Here is a 15,511-nt window from a genome sequence, read left to right on the forward strand (position 1 = left end):
ACTTTAATTCACGTTGTTATCTGATGAATTTGTTTCAACACTATATTGTTCTATGTATCCATCCAGCCATTCCCCAAGCCCAGCCATCTGAATTTTATCCACCTGATTCAACTTTCCAACCTGTACTAACCCGCCAATAATTTTGCCTTCACGCTCTTCTTGTTCCTGGAAACGAAACAGTGGATTCAGCATAACCTCACCGTCCTGCATGCCAATCACTTCACTGATCTCTGTCACCCGCCGTGAGCGGTCTCGCAGCCGGGATAGATGTACAAAAATATCGATTGCTGAACTAATCTGCTGCCTTACAACCGCAATAGGAAGATCCGCACCACTCAGCACCATCGTTTCGAGTCTGCTAATCATGTCGGAGATCGTGTTTGCGTGCCCAGTTGACAAGCTTCCATCATGGCCAGTATTCATGGCCTGCAACATATCCAGCGCTTCTGCGCCCCTTACCTCACCAATCACAATCCGGTTCGGACGCATCCGTAAGGAAGATTTGATCAGATCCCGAATAGATATTTGCCCCCTGCCTTCGGTGTTAGCATTCCGCGTTTCCAGTGATACCAGATTCGGTACCGTAACAATCTGTAGCTCAGCCGAATCCTCAATGGTAATGATCCGTTCATCGGCAGGGATAAACTGGGATAATGCGTTCAGAAAGGTCGTTTTTCCCGATCCGGTCCCACCTCCAATGAAGATGTTGTATTTGCTCCGTACCAACTGCTGCAGTAATTCTGCCGCTTCTTCATGCAGGGCTCCCTTTGCAATCAGATCGGCCATCTTCATCGGTTCACTGGGGAATTTACGAATCGTCATCGTGGGGCCTTTCAAGGCAATAGGAGGCAACACGATGTTGACCCGTGAACCATCCTTTAAACGGGCATCTACGATTGGAGAAGACTCATTCACAATCCGGTTTACCCCGGACACGATCATCTGGATAATATCCTCAAGCCGTTCCCTGGACTCAAATTCAAGGGTGATCTGGCTGACCTCACCTTCCTGCTCCACAAAAATCTCCTTGTGACTATTGATCATAATCTCCGTAATATCGGGATGATCCACGAGTGGCTGCAAAATATCCAATCCACGAAAAGAGTCAAACAATCGCTGCACCAGCGTATGACGCTCTCCTGAGGTCAGATCATCCAGCTTTGGATCAGTGAGAACTTTGCGTTCTATCCCCTGCCACAGTTCATCATCTCCTGCTGAAGAGGTTAAATCGAGTCCAGCCCTGACCTCCCTGCGCATCATCTGAAACTGTTCTTCACGATCCAGTATTCGATTGGCTGAATCCATCATAGTGCCCACCGATCCTGCTTCTCAATTCGTCCTGTCTGCTTCAATTCTTCTTCGCCATCTTGTACCAGCATGGCACACAATCTCTTCACTTCACGTTGGAAAATCGGAGAACTAAGCATGACTTCCTCCTGACTGAGTTGCTTCCAAGAAGGGATATAGGGTAACACTGCATCCAGATGCAGATCAGGGCGTGGGAGCACATTGACGACATTGTCCCGATATTTGTTAACTACAAAGCGTGAACGGTCCAGCATACTTTCATACAACTCTGGCTTCGTACGCTCAGCATGCTGCAACCATTGTCCCCATCGATGCATGGCAGATATATCATCCTCAACCAGCCAGACAAATGCATCTGCCGCATCCAGTACCCCTTCACTGCGCCCATCCCAACCGGAATCCCCATCCAGAATCAGCACGTCATATTGTCCGCAATCCGTTAAGTAACGAAGCAGATTCGACGTATCCTCACGACTCATTTGCAACAGTTCTTTCCGATTTGATAATGGCCAGAACACATCGGATTTCAGCGCTTCATGCCGGACCACATATCCATCTACGCCCTTCGATTGCATCTGTAACTGCTTGCCTGATTCCTTTCTGCCTACCTTCAGATCGTATAACAGGCGCGACAATCCCGTCTCCGCATCTGGTTGGCGCTGCCCACTTCTAGTTAGTCCCTTTTCCAGAAACGGGAGCGTACTGTCCAGCGTCTCCAGATTCAGATAGAGAACAGCATAACCTGCAAGTCCCAGTTGCTTCGCCATATGCAGGGCTACTGCCGTTTTGCCACTTCCACCCGAAGCGGATACTACACCGATGGAGAGAGTCTCTTGCCCCGGATGGTGCATCTTCTTACGGCGTGGCTGCCGGCAAGCATGCATCACAGCTTCCAGTAAAGCGGGTAAGGGTTGGTATTTCATCAGCCGCTTGGCCTCATCCACCTCTTCCATCCCTTCACTAAGCATTAGCCAAGGTACACCTGATCCTTCTCCCCCGTTATTCAGCCAGTCATTCAGAAAGTCTGGTTCCGCAATAACCAGATCTGGCAATTCCCGACCTTCTTGCTCATTCATATGATCCCTGAACGAATCCCTTTGGGAGAATGCCGTGAAACGCACATGGAGACCCGACGAATTTCCCTGTACATAATCAAGCCAGGCGCTAATGTAATCTCTATCTTTTGAAACCAGAACTACTTTCAGTACAATCAATTTTTCCTTCCCTCCCTGTCAAAAAGCACAAAAAAAGCACCGTCCAATAACCGCATGAATATGCAGTATATGGACGGTGCTTCCGTCACGTGCTATGAATGTATGGATAATATAGCATACAATTTCTGGGGGAGCAAGGGATTTATTCTAACCCTTCATACTCAAGATTGATATGGTGAATCAAACTCAATAATGTTACGGTCAGGATCGAGTACAAAAATCTGTGCGAATCCAGCCACACTATCAGGTCTCGCTTCGTACTCAATTCCCTGCTGCTCCAACCAAGCTATAGTCCCTGAATAACTGGTCACCCAGATCGCAAAGTGGCCGTCTGTTGTATCAATCCCAGCCTCACGTAACGTGTGACCCTCCGGGTGCTGTAATAGATGAAGCTGCTGGCTACCGATGGCATACCATGTACCTGTGGAGCGAAAAGCCGGACGTTCAATCTCTTGCATTCCCAGTAATCCCGAATAGAATTTTTTCGCGATTTCCAGATCACGTACAGCCAGACTAACATGGTGGATATGTGCATATTCGATCATCTTTTATCTCCCCTCTCTACTTCAATATGACTATACTATAACACCTTGAACCCTGACCATAATCTCCGCTAAACAGAAAAACACCCCTGATTCTAATCCGGTAAACCTCTCGGCTCACACAGATCTAGTTCAGAGGTGCCTGTTTTATTTTGCGCTATCCAATGCTTCTTGTGGAATCTCGATCTCTTCCACTTGATCCTGGTTGGAGAACGTACTGGTCATCTTCATGTCCATCGTCATTTTCTGTCCATTCTGTTCCATCTCCATGACCATGGTTACGTCTGTACTTGCAGGCAAATAGGTTTCTTTGTTGATCATGTATTTCATCTTCATGCTGGTGATATTCATCTGATCAAGCATAGCTTGCATCTGGGCATCCGATCCGTTCTGCTCCATCACGGCTTTGGCCAGTTCCTTCACATTATCACCGGATACGTCAGCGTTAATCACATAATTGTCGCCTTCTTCGGTCACTTCAGTATCTTCTTCAATCTTTTTGAATTGCTCCAATTCACCTTCGGGATTCATGCTTGCTTTCATCTGCTCAATCAGTTCCTTGGTTTGAGCTTCAGGAATCGCAACCCATTGATCCCCAACTTGAGAGTAGATTTTATCCGACGTGATATACTGCTTTACATTCTGAGCTTCCTGTCCCGACATTTCCATTTTCATCTCTTGATAGATCATCATTGGATCTTTGATAATATCCATCTTGAGCGATGTTTTAACCTGTTGATCCTGGGACTGTTCACCAGCATCCAGTTTCAGATTCTGATCAATGTTTGCTTCAGTTGTGAAGCTTTTCATTTCTTTGGTTGCTGCATTGGTTTTGGTAATCAATTCGTCCAAGGTAGGGATCTTTGTTTCCTGCTCCGCAGGTGTATTACCCTCGTTAGATGTTTCGTTGTTAGTCGCTGGCGGCGTTGCCGTATTATCTGTATCGTTACTGCATGCTGCCAAGCTCACTGCTAATAATGCCCCGATAAATAATGTAGTCCACTTCTTCAAGTCTTTGTCCTCCCAAAATAGATATGATTTTAGTCATTACCCAATTATTTCCGTTATTAATCATAAAAATCGATCTTTGATCTCCGGTGTAGGCAACATGCACGCTTCATCCTTACCAAACCAGCGATAACGGTTCCGGGCAACCCAGTTATAGACTGCATTACGAATAAATTTTGGCACAATAATGAACACATATAACAACGGATAAGGAAACTTCAGACCTTTAGCCAATCGCAGTGCGGCGGTTGAACGTGTATAGTATTTTCCATTTTCAATCAGAACAAAGGTATCCATACTGTCTGTCGACAGATTGCCCTTCTCCAGCAATTCCTTGGCTACATCTGATTGGAGCGAAGCAAAATGATATTTCCCTTCCGGGTCACGCTTGATAATCCATTTGGTTAAGCCCTGGCAGAAGTGACAGACGCCATCCACCAGTACGATGGGATGTCCCTGATGCACATCCGTTTGATTTGCTGTCATATTCGCTGCCTCCTATTGTTGCGGTTAGAGTAACTTACCCAATCTGGGCCTTCTTGTTCACTAATTCTAAATTCACTTCTTCTAGAGGTAGTTCAAAAAGTCCCCAAACCGCTCTTTTTGAACACGCATTAATGGGAAATAAAAGAAAAAGAGCGCAGGCATTGTGCCCACGCTCGTATCTGTCCAGCAATTACTCAGCAATTGCCTTTTCCATCCATTGGTCATCGATCATTTGTTGATGCAGGTCACTTGCCCACTGGTCCATACATTTGCAAATGAAATCTTTGCGACATACTGGACAAGGCGTTTTCTGCAGACGACTGATATTGGTCATCTTCCATTCCGGGGAACGGGAGTAGAATACACGGCATTTTGTACCGTCTTCCAAATTCATTTTGAATTCGTACAATCCGTCTTCCTTGTTACCATAAGCTAATTCTAAATCTGCAATACGCGGTCTATAAGACATGGATATCACCTGTTTAATTCAAATTTGGTTCATGCAATGACACTACTCAGTACTAAGTTATATTAAAGAAAATTCAGTTCAATGTCAACTCGCGCATGTCTACCCGCCAAACAGAATATCCAGAATCGTCCCTACCTGCCCTTGTTTTTTACCTTTCAAAACATCCGGATCAAATACTTCAACATAGCCGCAGGAAGCACAAGCCACAAACAAGTAGTGGTTATGTTGGATATCGAACATCTTGCTCAGGCCTGCTCCTGACATGGAAACTTCCTTAATGTTACAATCCGTCCCCCTGCATTTCGTACATACAAATCGGCGCTCGATCATCTCTTCAATACTCATCTTCGTTCCCCCTTTATGGAATGTGTAGCATGAAGTGGGAGTGCAATTATGTAAAATAGTACGCGATCTGGCATCTAATCTCCTGCATCCTGTCATTATATTATGATCAACACAAAACCCTGCCGATTGCCAGCAGGGCCTTGTAGTCGAACATCAGGTATCCGGGATACCCTGCTCTATATTGTTCCCTTTACTTGCCGGGAGTAAAATCTTAGACTACGTTTAATACAACATCAATGTTGCCACGTGTTGCTTTGGAATATGGACAGAAATCATGTGCCTTGCGGGCCAGATCTTCTGCTTGACTGTGATCCACACCAGGCATACTCACGTCCAGACGAACAGACAGCTGGAACCCGTCATCCGCAGGGTCTTTACCAATGGATACGTTACTTGTAACGACCACATTCTCCAATTTCACACCTGCTTTACGTGCTACATTGGCAAGGGCACTTTCATAACATGCTCCATATCCAGCGGCAAAAAGCTGCTCAGGGTTGGTACCTTCACCACCGGAACCTCCAAGCTCTTTGGGCATTTTCAGATCATGTTTGAGCACGCCATCCGAAGAAGTCACCGAACCTGTACGTCCACCTTTAACTGTCGCTACTGCTGTATATAAAGCTTCCATTAAGAATCTCTCCTTTATCCATATAGTTTTTACTGCCTTCCTTTCAATTTAAACCTCTGGCTCATTTTGAAACGCATTTTATTTCTTTATCAGCTTTTACAACTTTATTATTTTCATTCATTTCAACGCCACGGCTGTATTTTCCCTAAGGTTGGGTAACATACGAAGGGGCATCTTCAAATTAGAACCGATTTTTTTGTGTTAATACATAAAAGTTGCACTAGACAAAAATTATTGAAGGAGTACAATGTAACAATAAACATAAAAATTTAGATATATCATGAGCGGTTTGTTCCGCAACAATATTTCCAAATCAATAATTCAAAGTCAGGTGATTATCGTATGAGTAAAAAAAATCCGTTCAACGCTCCTTCAAGAGAAACATTGTCTACTGCGGGCATGGCCCCTTCCCTTGGAGAAGCACATAGTTCCATGAAAGTTCCACAGAATGCTGCATGGTGGAAGAAATTCCTCGCCTTTGTAGGCCCAGGATACCTCGTTGCCGTAGGTTACATGGACCCCGGGAACTGGGCAACAGATATCGCAGGCGGCTCGCAGTTCGGGTATACCTTGTTATCCGTTATCCTGCTCTCAAACCTGATGGCCGTTGTATTGCAATCATTGGCTGGAAAACTTGGCATCGTCACTGGACGGGATCTTGCACAAGCCTGTCGCGAACGCTTCAGCATGCCTGTTGTCATGATGTTATGGATTCTGTGTGAGCTTGCCATTGCGGCTACCGATCTGGCTGAGGTCATAGGTTCTGCCATCGCGTTAAAGCTGTTATTTAACATCCCCATGTTATACGGCGTTATCATCACCGCAGTTGATGTGCTACTGATTCTTGTCCTGCAAAACAAAGGTTTCCGCGCCTTGGAAACACTCGTCATTGTGCTGATGGCGACCATTGCCCTCTGCTTCGGGATTGACCTGTTCCTGGCAAAACCGGATATGGGTGGTGTTCTCCATGGTTTTGTACCAAATGTTGAGATTCTGCAAAACCCTGCTATGCTCTATATCGCCATTGGTATTATCGGAGCAACCGTGATGCCGCATAATCTGTACCTGCATTCTTCCATTGTGCAGACCCGTCAGATCGAACAGACACCACAGGGCAAAAAAGAAGCCATTCGGTACTCGACCATGGATTCTACAATCGCGTTGACACTGGCCCTGTTCATCAATGCGGCTATCCTGATTGTATCTGCTGCTGTATTCCACAGTGCTGGCATGACGCAGGTTGCCGAGATCGCTGATGCCTACCATCTGCTGACACCTCTATTGGGTACAACCGTTGCAAGTATCCTGTTCGGTGTGGCGCTGTTAGCCTCAGGTCAGAACTCTACCCTTACAGGTACACTCGCTGGGCAGATCGTTATGGAAGGTTTCCTGAACATTCGAATTCCGGCATGGCTGCGCAGACTGGTCACACGTCTGATCGCCATCATCCCGGCGGTAATTGTCACAGTGATTGCAGGAGAACACGGCACAGAAGAACTGCTCATTTTGAGCCAGGTCGTGCTGTCGCTTCAATTACCCTTTGCTGTAATTCCCCTGGTGATGTTCACGAGTGATAAAAAAAGCATGGGTGCATTCGCCAACAAATTGTGGCTCAAAATCATCTCATGGGTCATTACCGCGATTATTGTTGTGCTGAATGTATATCTGATCATTCAGACGATCCGGTTATTCTAATCTCGTTCTTATCGACCAAATACTAAAAAGGCTGATCAACTCCGGTAATTAATACCCAAGTTGATCAGCCTTTATTGTTGCAGTACAGCAACGTTTTTCCTTTTATAGTGAAACTCTAAACTCCAATAAACAATCATCTAATCCTGATTTGGTATCAGTAACGGCAGAAGTTGATCCAATGAATCAACAGTCCAATCCGCACGTTGGTCATCCGATAGTTCTGGCTGGAATCTTCCGTAACCCTGCATAATTCGAATCGTACGCATGCCCAGCTTCCGAGCAGGAATAATGTCATTATCGATCCGATCCCCGACCATGACGGCTTCCTCTGGCGCACAGCCTGCCTGTTTCAGGGCCACAGCGTATAACTCGGGATCTGGCTTGGACACCCCTTCTTCAGCCGAGCAGGCCAGAACATCAACATACTTCCGCAGTCCGTAGCTTTCCAGTCTTTCTTCCGTTCCAGGACTCTGATTGGCAATAATACCAATACGATAATACCGTGACAACTGCTGAAGAACAGAATCCGCTGAAGGAAAAGGACGCTCAAGATCTTTTTGAAACTTCAGCTTGTCCTGAATCTGTTTCTGGTGTCCCTCATCTTCAATGAATGTGCGAATCGCCACTCTCATAGGCCATTGCTCATATTTCTGGTAACAGTTCGCGAACAGTTCACGTACCGCCTCAATCTTCACCGGATACCCCAAAGTACAGGCTTCGCGGACGAACTGTCCGATAATATCATCAACCGGCTCCCATTCATCCACCAGTGTATCTCCAACATCAAAAAACAACCATTTCAATCCACCTACATCCGGCACGCCAATTCCTCCTTGTAAGCCACAGGTGATTCCTGATCCTAATCTAAAAGTTCGTGTTCAAAAAGTCTGGTCTTCAGTACCGAGAAGATGGAATGAAGCTAGAAATGGAGTAGCGGAGCGTAGGGAAAACTACGTGAGCAACTACAATGTTTCCGAAGGAAACATACTTCGTAAGCATATTCTTATTCGGCTGAATTTCATATTCGATGCTGATGATGCCGCTAGGCATCCTTCGTAATCAAAAGCAGACTTTTTGAACTACCTTTAAAACCATAAAAAAGAAGACTCACCATCTTGCATGAGTCTCCTCAAACTTCCGTTTATCGATACATTCAATTATAACAGGCACCTCACACCTGAGCAATCACAAGCTATGGCATTAACCATTGAGGAGAAAGCCAACTTCCCCATTGAGCGAATATACAATCCGGTCTGCGCCCATGCCCCGATAGATGCCCTTTGGATGACTCTGCTCCGTAATGACGCACAGGGATTTCGATGTCCATGAACGGCAGATCTGTAAATAACGACAGGTCAGATTCAGGCTGTTCTCGAAAATAAACACGTTGCCTACGCTGCCCTGCGGCAAAAACCATTTTTGAGCTGCAGCCGTATTCATGCGAATGACATGCTCTACTCCGATTCTACGGAGTCTGCGCTCTTCCCCTGCACTGTTGGTTAGAACGGCAAACGGCATTTTTTTGTACATCAGCAATTTGATAAATTTGCGTCCTGCTTCATTTGGAGCAGTCACTAAGATCATCTCAGTATCCATCATTCGTTCCTCCCTTGGCGTGAAAAGACAACAAAAAAGAAGCGTGGGGGACCAAGGCCTCCCGAACGCTTCTTAAAGAACCCATGGCGAAAACGCCATGAACCAGCGTACGGCTTGTTGCCTCTCCCTTTAACGCTTACGAGGTTAGCTGACGGATTCGGGCGCGAGAGTCGCCCTATTTCCGGCTGTCACCGGAAAATTCACCCCATGAATGCCTACTGTCCTGGACAGCGCATTCTGTTGGTTCCCCCGTTTCCCACTCATGAATGAATGGAAACTCAGCGATTAAAACATCGTTCGTATATCTTAAAATAAGATCGAGCGATATTATCGTTTGTTTCGTTTTTCAGGTACAATTTAGTTTAAATTGAAATTACGTTATGAATCATACACCCGTGCCATGACGGTGTAAAGTCCGCACAGATCACCGAATCGACAGATTTTCGGCAATACTCACATATAATAACGCTTACAATAAGGTCATACTCTATCCATCTCTTTAAATCTATCTAATTCTCACTCTGACGAAATTCCCTTCGCAATTCATTCACGTATTCTGCACAACTTGCCTGTTTTGATTCTTTTAACACCATATTAGTTTTGCATTATTTAATTGCAACCAATATAATAAGAGATATCAGATGATACCATGGAGGCGATTTAGATGACAGTCTACGATTACAAAGTGAATACCCTTCGCGGTCAAGAAGTTGAAATGTCCGACTACCGTGACAAAGTGTTACTGATTGTGAATACGGCAAGCTCATGCGGACTTACACCTCAATTCAAAGGTCTGCAAGAATTGCAAGACAAGTTCCAGGATGCACCCTTTGAAGTCCTTGGTTTTCCAAGTAACCAGTTTGCACAGGAAAAAGGATCTTCCGACGATATTGCCGAGTTCTGTCAGATGAATTATGGCGTGAGCTTCCCCATGTTTGAGAAAATTGATGTGAACGGCTCAAGCGCTCACCCTCTCTTCCAGCACCTTAGCAAAGAAGCACCCGGCCTGCTCGGATCCAAAGCAATCAAATGGAATTTCACCAAATTCCTTGTGGATCAGAACGGACAGGTCATTAAACGTTATGCTCCCAAAACAACACCGGACAAGATTGAAGAAGATATCAAGAATTTGCTGCAAAAATAATACATTGGCCACCCGCAGCCGGAAGGTAGAGCAGCATTGCCCCGGTAATGGATGGCCTTTTTTCTCAAACCTTAATGTCAGACTGTTCAAAAAGACAAAAAAAGAAGCTTTCCATTAATGGAAAGCTTCTTCTTAATCGTTCATATGATGCGGTCGAGAGGACTCGAACCTCCACGGGCATACGCCCACTACCCCCTCAAGATAGCGTGTCTGCCATTCCACCACGACCGCATGTCGTAAATAATCGGCAACAGAATTGATTATACCGGGTTCAGAACTAAAAGTAAAGTATTTTTTCATGCTTCTTTTTCAGCTAGGCATTTTCCTCAAAAAACGCATATTCTCGTCATGTTTATCCATGAACTGCATATCATTAGATTTGATCCCCTCTTTTCGGCTATAGCGATCTTGTTGATTCATTTATATATAGTCCTCCCTGCACTTCTCCACATAAATAACGCAACAAGTTATATAAAATAACACAAATATTGAATTTCAGATTTAATCCATTGAATTTCAATCACACTATTGACAAAAAGCGGACATTTATGGGATGATAACTATCATATAATTCGGATTTACAAACATAAAGCAAACAAAAAGGAATATAAATGTTACTTAAAGTGACATTTAGCGAACACAGGAGGCGAATGATTGTGAACCGTGGGAATAAGCTACTCGATTATGTTAAACTGCTTGATTCCTCTATTCAGGTTGGAGGGTTCACCCATTCCTTCGGCATGGATATCCATATGAAGGAGGGTACCATTCGTAATGCTGAAGATCTCGAATCATTCATGCGTTGTCAGTTGCATCCCAGCATCGTTCGTCTTGAAGGCATGGCCATCAAAGGCATCTATACCGCAGCAGATCACAAGGATACATGGCGGATAGCTCTGATCGACAAGCTCGTCCATGTTCAGCGAACCCCTGGAGATCTCAGAGAACAAGCTGCCGCCATGGGTAAACGATTGATCAGACTTGCACGCGCTCTGCACCCCTGGATTGAATTCAGCCAGCTCGAACAGATCTTTGCCAAATACGATTCGGTTGGCTGCCTCTCCACTGTTCACGCCTGGATTAACCACCACCTCGACATCCCGGTCGAGGAGGCGGTCCTTGGTTACCTGCATTCAGCCATGAATGCCTGCATAACCGAAGCCTCCAAAGTCATTCCCCTGAACAACGATACAACCAAGGATCTGATGGTCCGCCTGGCCACAGATCTGGAGAATGAATGGAAGACCGTCAGCGCCTCGGCTGCGGATGGACTGGCACAGCCAACCTCGATGTCCATGAAATCATTTTTCCCCAGTTTCCATATGCTTGGAGCTGGACTTCATGCCTACAGGGCCTAATCCTCTTCCTCCTCATACCTGCTCCCCTTTATTCAGACAAACTAAAAAACACGCGGCAACCTCATTGCCGACGTGTTTTTTGTCATTTTATTTGTTTTATTTACGTATTTACGCCATTTATCATCACAAAATACACTTTTTTCCGTCTTTTTTAATTGTTAGATGACGAATTTACGTATATAATGAAACATACAGCTCGCATTTCTATATATTTTACATGAAGAAAGGGCGGCTGAATACTACATTCTAATCAGGGGTGAACCCTTTTGAACAAGAAAAAACCAGTGACTCCGTTCGGATGGGCCATCAAACGACGGCTAACCGAACTTCAAGTGGACCAGAAGACTTTTTGTGAACAGCACGGCATCCCACCCTATCGTTTATCCAATCTTATTCACGGCACACGCAAAGCAACCCGATTCAGGCACCTGGTCGCTGATATTTTGGATATTCCAGATGAACTGAGATAAGATTTCTGCCAAAGGAGGGTCCCATCCATGAGACATGTTACATCCGATCTGGAGAGGCTGTCGTTCCAGTCCATACTTCACCAGCTCATCATCGTTGATCACAATTGGATTATCCAAAGTTGTAACCGTGCCTGGCAGCAGGGACTCGGTCAATGCTCACCAAACCCGGATACACACAGTAGTCATAGACATTACCTGCACCTGACGGAAGCTTGGGCAAAACGTGGCAAGAACGCACACATGGCACTTGTCGCACAGAATTTGAAAGAACGCGGAATACCCTTTAATCGAAATCATACATATGACATCTGCGTGTATACTGTATACAACGAAGAGAGGTGGTTTCGTGTGGAACTCACTCCTCTATCTTATGCAAATTCAATGCTGGATACCGATCTCGCTTTGATTGCACACATGGATATTACCGAACAGAAAAAGACAGAACACCAATTAAAGAAAGCATTGTCTGAAGTGCGTACATTGCGTGGACTGCTGCCTATTTGCGCGGTCTGCAAACAAATCAAGGACGAAGAGGAACACTGGAACTCCGTTGAGAGTTATCTAGAGAAGCATACCCACGCCGAATTCACCCATGACATCTGTCCGGAATGCATCCGGCGGTTATATCCGAAATACTCGAATATCCTGGACAAGCGTTCCTGAAACCTTTCTCTACACGACACATTAACTGCAACTACACGGAGAGATGATGTTCAAACTGCGACATATCCAGTTCTTGCGGTGTCCCATGCAGGGTTATGGTTCCTTTGTCCATGATGTAGATGTAATCTGCGGCACTTCGTACAAAATCAATATTCTGCTCTACCAGCAGAACCGAGAGGTTCCCCTTTGCCTTGAGCTGCAAAATAACCTGCCGAATGTCCTCCACGATAGAAGGCTGGATGCCTTCTGTCGGCTCATCAAGGAGCAACAACCCCGGACGCGAAGCCAATGCCCGGGCGAATGCCAACTGTTGCTGCTGTCCACCACTCAGATCCCCGCCCTGCCGTCCATACATCGTAGCAAGCACTGGAAACATCGCCAGTACATCCTCCGGGAACGTTTTTACTCCCGGGCCACTTGTCTCCAGACCGAGCAATAAATTTTCTTTCACCGTCAGCTGCGGGAAAATTTCCCGCCCCTGCGGTACATAACCAATCCCTGCCCTTGCCCGCTTGGCTGTATCCAAGGTGGATATCTCCTGGTTTTGCCACTGAATACTGCCCTTGCGTGTTTTGAGCAGCCCCATTAATGTTTTCATCAACGTTGTTTTACCTACACCGTTACGGCCCATCAGACACACCACCTGTCCAGGCTGTACATCCAGGTTCACACCACGAAGCACATTGCTTTCCCCGTAGCCGGATTCAATTCGATGCAGCGACAGCATGGTCATCCCTCCTTTTGCCCAGATACACTTCTGCCACTTTCAGGTCTGCCTGTACCTCCGCCATCGTACCTTCCTTCAGCAGTTTCCCTTCATGCATCACCGTTACCTTGGCTGCGAACTCTCTCACAAACTCCATATCATGCTCCACCACCACAACCGAGCGTTCACGCGCAATCTCTTGCAGAAGTCGCCCGGTCTTGTGTGTTTCTTCATCCGTCATGCCTGCAGCTGGTTCGTCCAACAACAACACACGCGGCTCCTGCAGAAGCAACATGCCGATCTCCAGCCACTGCTTCTCCCCATGCGATAACGCTCCTGCACGAGCATCAACGCGGTCTTGCAGACCAATCTGGAGGGTAACACGCTCCATGGCAGCACTCATTTTCCCATATCTCCGAATGCCAATGGCTTGCAAAGGGGAACGACGAGTCTCCGCCGCCAGCGTCAGATTCTCCTGCACCGTCAGACCTGCAAAGATCGATGGCGCCTGGAATTTGCGTCCCACACCTTTGCGAACAATCTGATGTTCCCTCAATCGCGTCAAGTCCGTGCCATCCGCTATCTTCACCGAGCCGGACATGGGTTTGGTTTTACCACATATCACATCCAGCATCGTTGTTTTCCCTGCACCATTCGGTCCGATCAGAAAATGCAAGTCATGTTCATGCAGCTTCAGATTCATGCCTTTAACAGCAACGAACCCACCAAAGGCCACTGTAATATCCTCTGCGACCAACACCGCTGATTCCTCAGTAGACTTTAGGTTTTTCCCGAGTGACTTGGACATGCGCACTCTCTCCTCTCCGCTTCAGCAAGCGAACGACATGACGATATACACCTACAATACCGTTTGGCATGAACAAAACTACCGTTACAAAGAGCCCACCAATGACAAACAGCCACCCTTCGGGATAAGCCTCACTTATGCCTGTTTTAGCTGCATTCAGCACCACCGCTCCGATGACCGCTCCAATAAGCGTACCGCGACCACCCAATGCAACCCACAAGACCATCTCAATGGAAGGCACAATCCCCATCATCGATGGCGAGATAATACCGACCTGAAGGACAAACAACATGCCAGCGATACCTGCAAGCGCACCGGAAAAAGCAAAAGCCAGCGTTTTATATCCTGCCGGATCATATCCGAGGAATCGCACCCGATTCTCTCCATCACGCGCAGCTTCGAGCACTTGACCGAACCGACTGTTCACCATTCGACGACAGAGCATATACGCGATCACCAGAACAGCAAGCGTTATATAGTAGAGAACAATTGTTGTTCCAGCGGAATGAAGTGTAAAACCAAAGATTGAATTATATCCGGTAATGCCATTTGTTCCACCCGTCCATTCCTGTTTACCAACAAATAACGTCACCGTGATGAGAACCAAGGCTTGAGTCAGGATGGTAAAATAAACACCGGTGATCCGGTTACGGAACGTAAACCACCCCAGGGCAAAGGCAAGCAATGCCGGAAGGGCTATCCCCAATAACAGCGCCACCGGGAAAGAGCGAAACGGTTCCCAGAACCATGGCAGACCACTGAGACCACTCCATCCCATGAAGTCAGGAAGCGTTGCTCCACTGGCCTGAAGCTTCAGATACATCGCCATCGCGTACCCACCCAGACCAAAGAACACCCCATGCCCAAGACTCAGCACACCTCCATATCCCCAGATCAGATCGAGACCGATAGCCAGGATTGCCAGCGCCAAAAACTTGGCTAACAGACTCAGACGAAACTCCGTGGAGATCAGTGGAGCAAGACACATCATGATGAGTACAACCGCCCAGATAATCCTCATTTTCAGACTGCCAGTCTTGAGTAATGCCGACATAAACTAACCCCCTT

General features: G+C 46.3%; 18 protein-coding genes, 1 tRNA gene and 1 riboswitch. Of the genes, 5 read left to right on the forward strand and 14 right to left on the reverse strand.

What is annotated here, in order from left to right:
* Window positions 1-3 precede the first annotated feature (3 nt).
* The 8 genes from QVE09_RS20205 to QVE09_RS20240 form a co-directional block, all read right to left on the reverse strand.
* A complete protein-coding gene (locus QVE09_RS20205; RefSeq protein WP_397387076.1) occupies window positions 4-1,305 on the reverse strand; it encodes a TadA family conjugal transfer-associated ATPase in 1,302 nt (433 codons plus the stop codon).
* Window positions 1,305-2,522: a nucleotide-binding protein gene (locus QVE09_RS20210; protein ID WP_315938235.1), complete on the reverse strand. Its 1,218-nt coding sequence runs from the start codon at window positions 2,520-2,522 to the stop codon at window positions 1,305-1,307. Before QVE09_RS20210 ends, QVE09_RS20205 begins: the two co-directional genes overlap by 1 nt.
* Before the next feature lie 161 nt (window positions 2,523-2,683).
* Window positions 2,684-3,067, reverse strand: a complete 384-nt coding sequence (locus QVE09_RS20215) for a VOC family protein (protein ID WP_145146477.1) — start codon at window positions 3,065-3,067, stop codon at window positions 2,684-2,686.
* Between the two features lie 144 nt (window positions 3,068-3,211).
* Window positions 3,212-4,075, reverse strand: coding sequence for a DUF6612 family protein (locus QVE09_RS20220; protein ID WP_315938236.1), 864 nt, complete (start codon window positions 4,073-4,075; stop codon window positions 3,212-3,214).
* A gap of 60 nt (window positions 4,076-4,135) precedes the next feature.
* Window positions 4,136-4,558 carry a thiol-disulfide oxidoreductase DCC family protein gene (locus QVE09_RS20225; RefSeq protein WP_315938237.1) on the reverse strand — a complete coding sequence of 141 codons (423 nt, stop codon included), beginning with the start codon at window positions 4,556-4,558 and terminating at the stop codon, window positions 4,136-4,138.
* A 190-nt stretch (window positions 4,559-4,748) separates the two neighbouring features.
* Complete coding sequence (locus tag QVE09_RS20230) at window positions 4,749-5,027, reverse strand: hypothetical protein (RefSeq protein ID WP_315938238.1); 279 nt, start codon at window positions 5,025-5,027, stop codon at window positions 4,749-4,751.
* A 99-nt stretch (window positions 5,028-5,126) separates the two neighbouring features.
* Entirely contained in the window at window positions 5,127-5,372 is a 246-nt protein-coding gene (locus QVE09_RS20235; protein ID WP_036610816.1) for a zinc ribbon domain-containing protein, read from the reverse strand.
* Between the two features lie 211 nt (window positions 5,373-5,583).
* Entirely contained in the window at window positions 5,584-6,003 is a 420-nt protein-coding gene (locus QVE09_RS20240) for an organic hydroperoxide resistance protein (RefSeq protein WP_017690005.1), read from the reverse strand.
* A 399-nt stretch (window positions 6,004-6,402) separates the two neighbouring features.
* Here QVE09_RS20240 and QVE09_RS20245 point away from each other — a divergent pair, with 399 nt between their 5' ends.
* Window positions 6,403-7,698, forward strand: a complete 1,296-nt coding sequence (locus QVE09_RS20245; RefSeq protein ID WP_315938391.1) for an Nramp family divalent metal transporter — start codon at window positions 6,403-6,405, stop codon at window positions 7,696-7,698.
* A gap of 137 nt (window positions 7,699-7,835) precedes the next feature.
* Here the strand turns inward: QVE09_RS20245 and QVE09_RS20250 are convergent, their stop codons facing one another.
* Window positions 7,836-8,519 (reverse strand): HAD family hydrolase, encoded by a 684-nt coding sequence (locus tag QVE09_RS20250; RefSeq protein WP_315938239.1) that lies wholly within the window; start codon window positions 8,517-8,519, stop codon window positions 7,836-7,838.
* 379 nt (window positions 8,520-8,898) lie between these two features.
* Window positions 8,899-9,297 carry an HAD family hydrolase gene (locus QVE09_RS20255; RefSeq protein WP_235193755.1) on the reverse strand — a complete coding sequence of 133 codons (399 nt, stop codon included), beginning with the start codon at window positions 9,295-9,297 and terminating at the stop codon, window positions 8,899-8,901.
* A 115-nt stretch (window positions 9,298-9,412) separates the two neighbouring features.
* Window positions 9,413-9,588, reverse strand: a riboswitch (cyclic di-AMP (ydaO/yuaA leader).
* A gap of 370 nt (window positions 9,589-9,958) precedes the next feature.
* On the opposite strand from QVE09_RS20255, the gene QVE09_RS20260 reads away from it, so the two are divergent.
* Complete coding sequence (locus tag QVE09_RS20260; RefSeq protein WP_315938240.1) at window positions 9,959-10,438, forward strand: glutathione peroxidase; 480 nt, start codon at window positions 9,959-9,961, stop codon at window positions 10,436-10,438.
* Between the two features lie 148 nt (window positions 10,439-10,586).
* On the opposite strand, the gene QVE09_RS20265 is transcribed toward QVE09_RS20260, so the two are convergent.
* A tRNA-Leu gene (locus tag QVE09_RS20265) sits at window positions 10,587-10,669 on the reverse strand.
* A 425-nt stretch (window positions 10,670-11,094) separates the two neighbouring features.
* Here QVE09_RS20265 and QVE09_RS20270 point away from each other — a divergent pair.
* The 3 genes from QVE09_RS20270 (at window position 11,095) to QVE09_RS20280 (ending at window position 12,929) form a co-directional block, all read left to right on the forward strand.
* A complete protein-coding gene (locus QVE09_RS20270; protein WP_315938241.1) occupies window positions 11,095-11,796 on the forward strand; it encodes an urease accessory protein UreF in 702 nt (233 codons plus the stop codon).
* 266 nt (window positions 11,797-12,062) lie between these two features.
* Entirely contained in the window at window positions 12,063-12,266 is a 204-nt protein-coding gene (locus tag QVE09_RS20275; RefSeq protein WP_017690011.1) for a hypothetical protein, read from the forward strand.
* Between the two features lie 27 nt (window positions 12,267-12,293).
* Window positions 12,294-12,929: a nitrogen regulation protein NR(II) gene (locus QVE09_RS20280; protein WP_315938242.1), complete on the forward strand. Its 636-nt coding sequence runs from the start codon at window positions 12,294-12,296 to the stop codon at window positions 12,927-12,929.
* 31 nt (window positions 12,930-12,960) lie between these two features.
* Here the strand turns inward: QVE09_RS20280 and urtE are convergent, their stop codons facing one another.
* From urtE to urtC, 3 genes are read right to left on the reverse strand one after another with little or no spacing between them, the layout of a single operon-like run.
* Entirely contained in the window at window positions 12,961-13,656 is a 696-nt protein-coding gene (gene urtE / locus QVE09_RS20285; protein WP_315938243.1) for an urea ABC transporter ATP-binding subunit UrtE, read from the reverse strand.
* Entirely contained in the window at window positions 13,634-14,443 is an 810-nt protein-coding gene (urtD, locus tag QVE09_RS20290; protein WP_315938244.1) for an urea ABC transporter ATP-binding protein UrtD, read from the reverse strand. Before urtD ends, urtE begins: the two co-directional genes overlap by 23 nt.
* Window positions 14,406-15,497, reverse strand: coding sequence for an urea ABC transporter permease subunit UrtC (gene urtC, locus QVE09_RS20295; RefSeq protein WP_315938245.1), 1,092 nt, complete (start codon window positions 15,495-15,497; stop codon window positions 14,406-14,408). The genes urtD and urtC overlap by 38 nt, the downstream gene beginning before the upstream one ends.
* Window positions 15,498-15,511: the final 14 nt, after the last annotated feature.

This window comes from Paenibacillus sp. ClWae2A, from assembly GCF_032452295.1.
In the GTDB taxonomy this organism is placed as follows: Bacteria; Bacillota; Bacilli; order Paenibacillales; family Paenibacillaceae; genus Paenibacillus.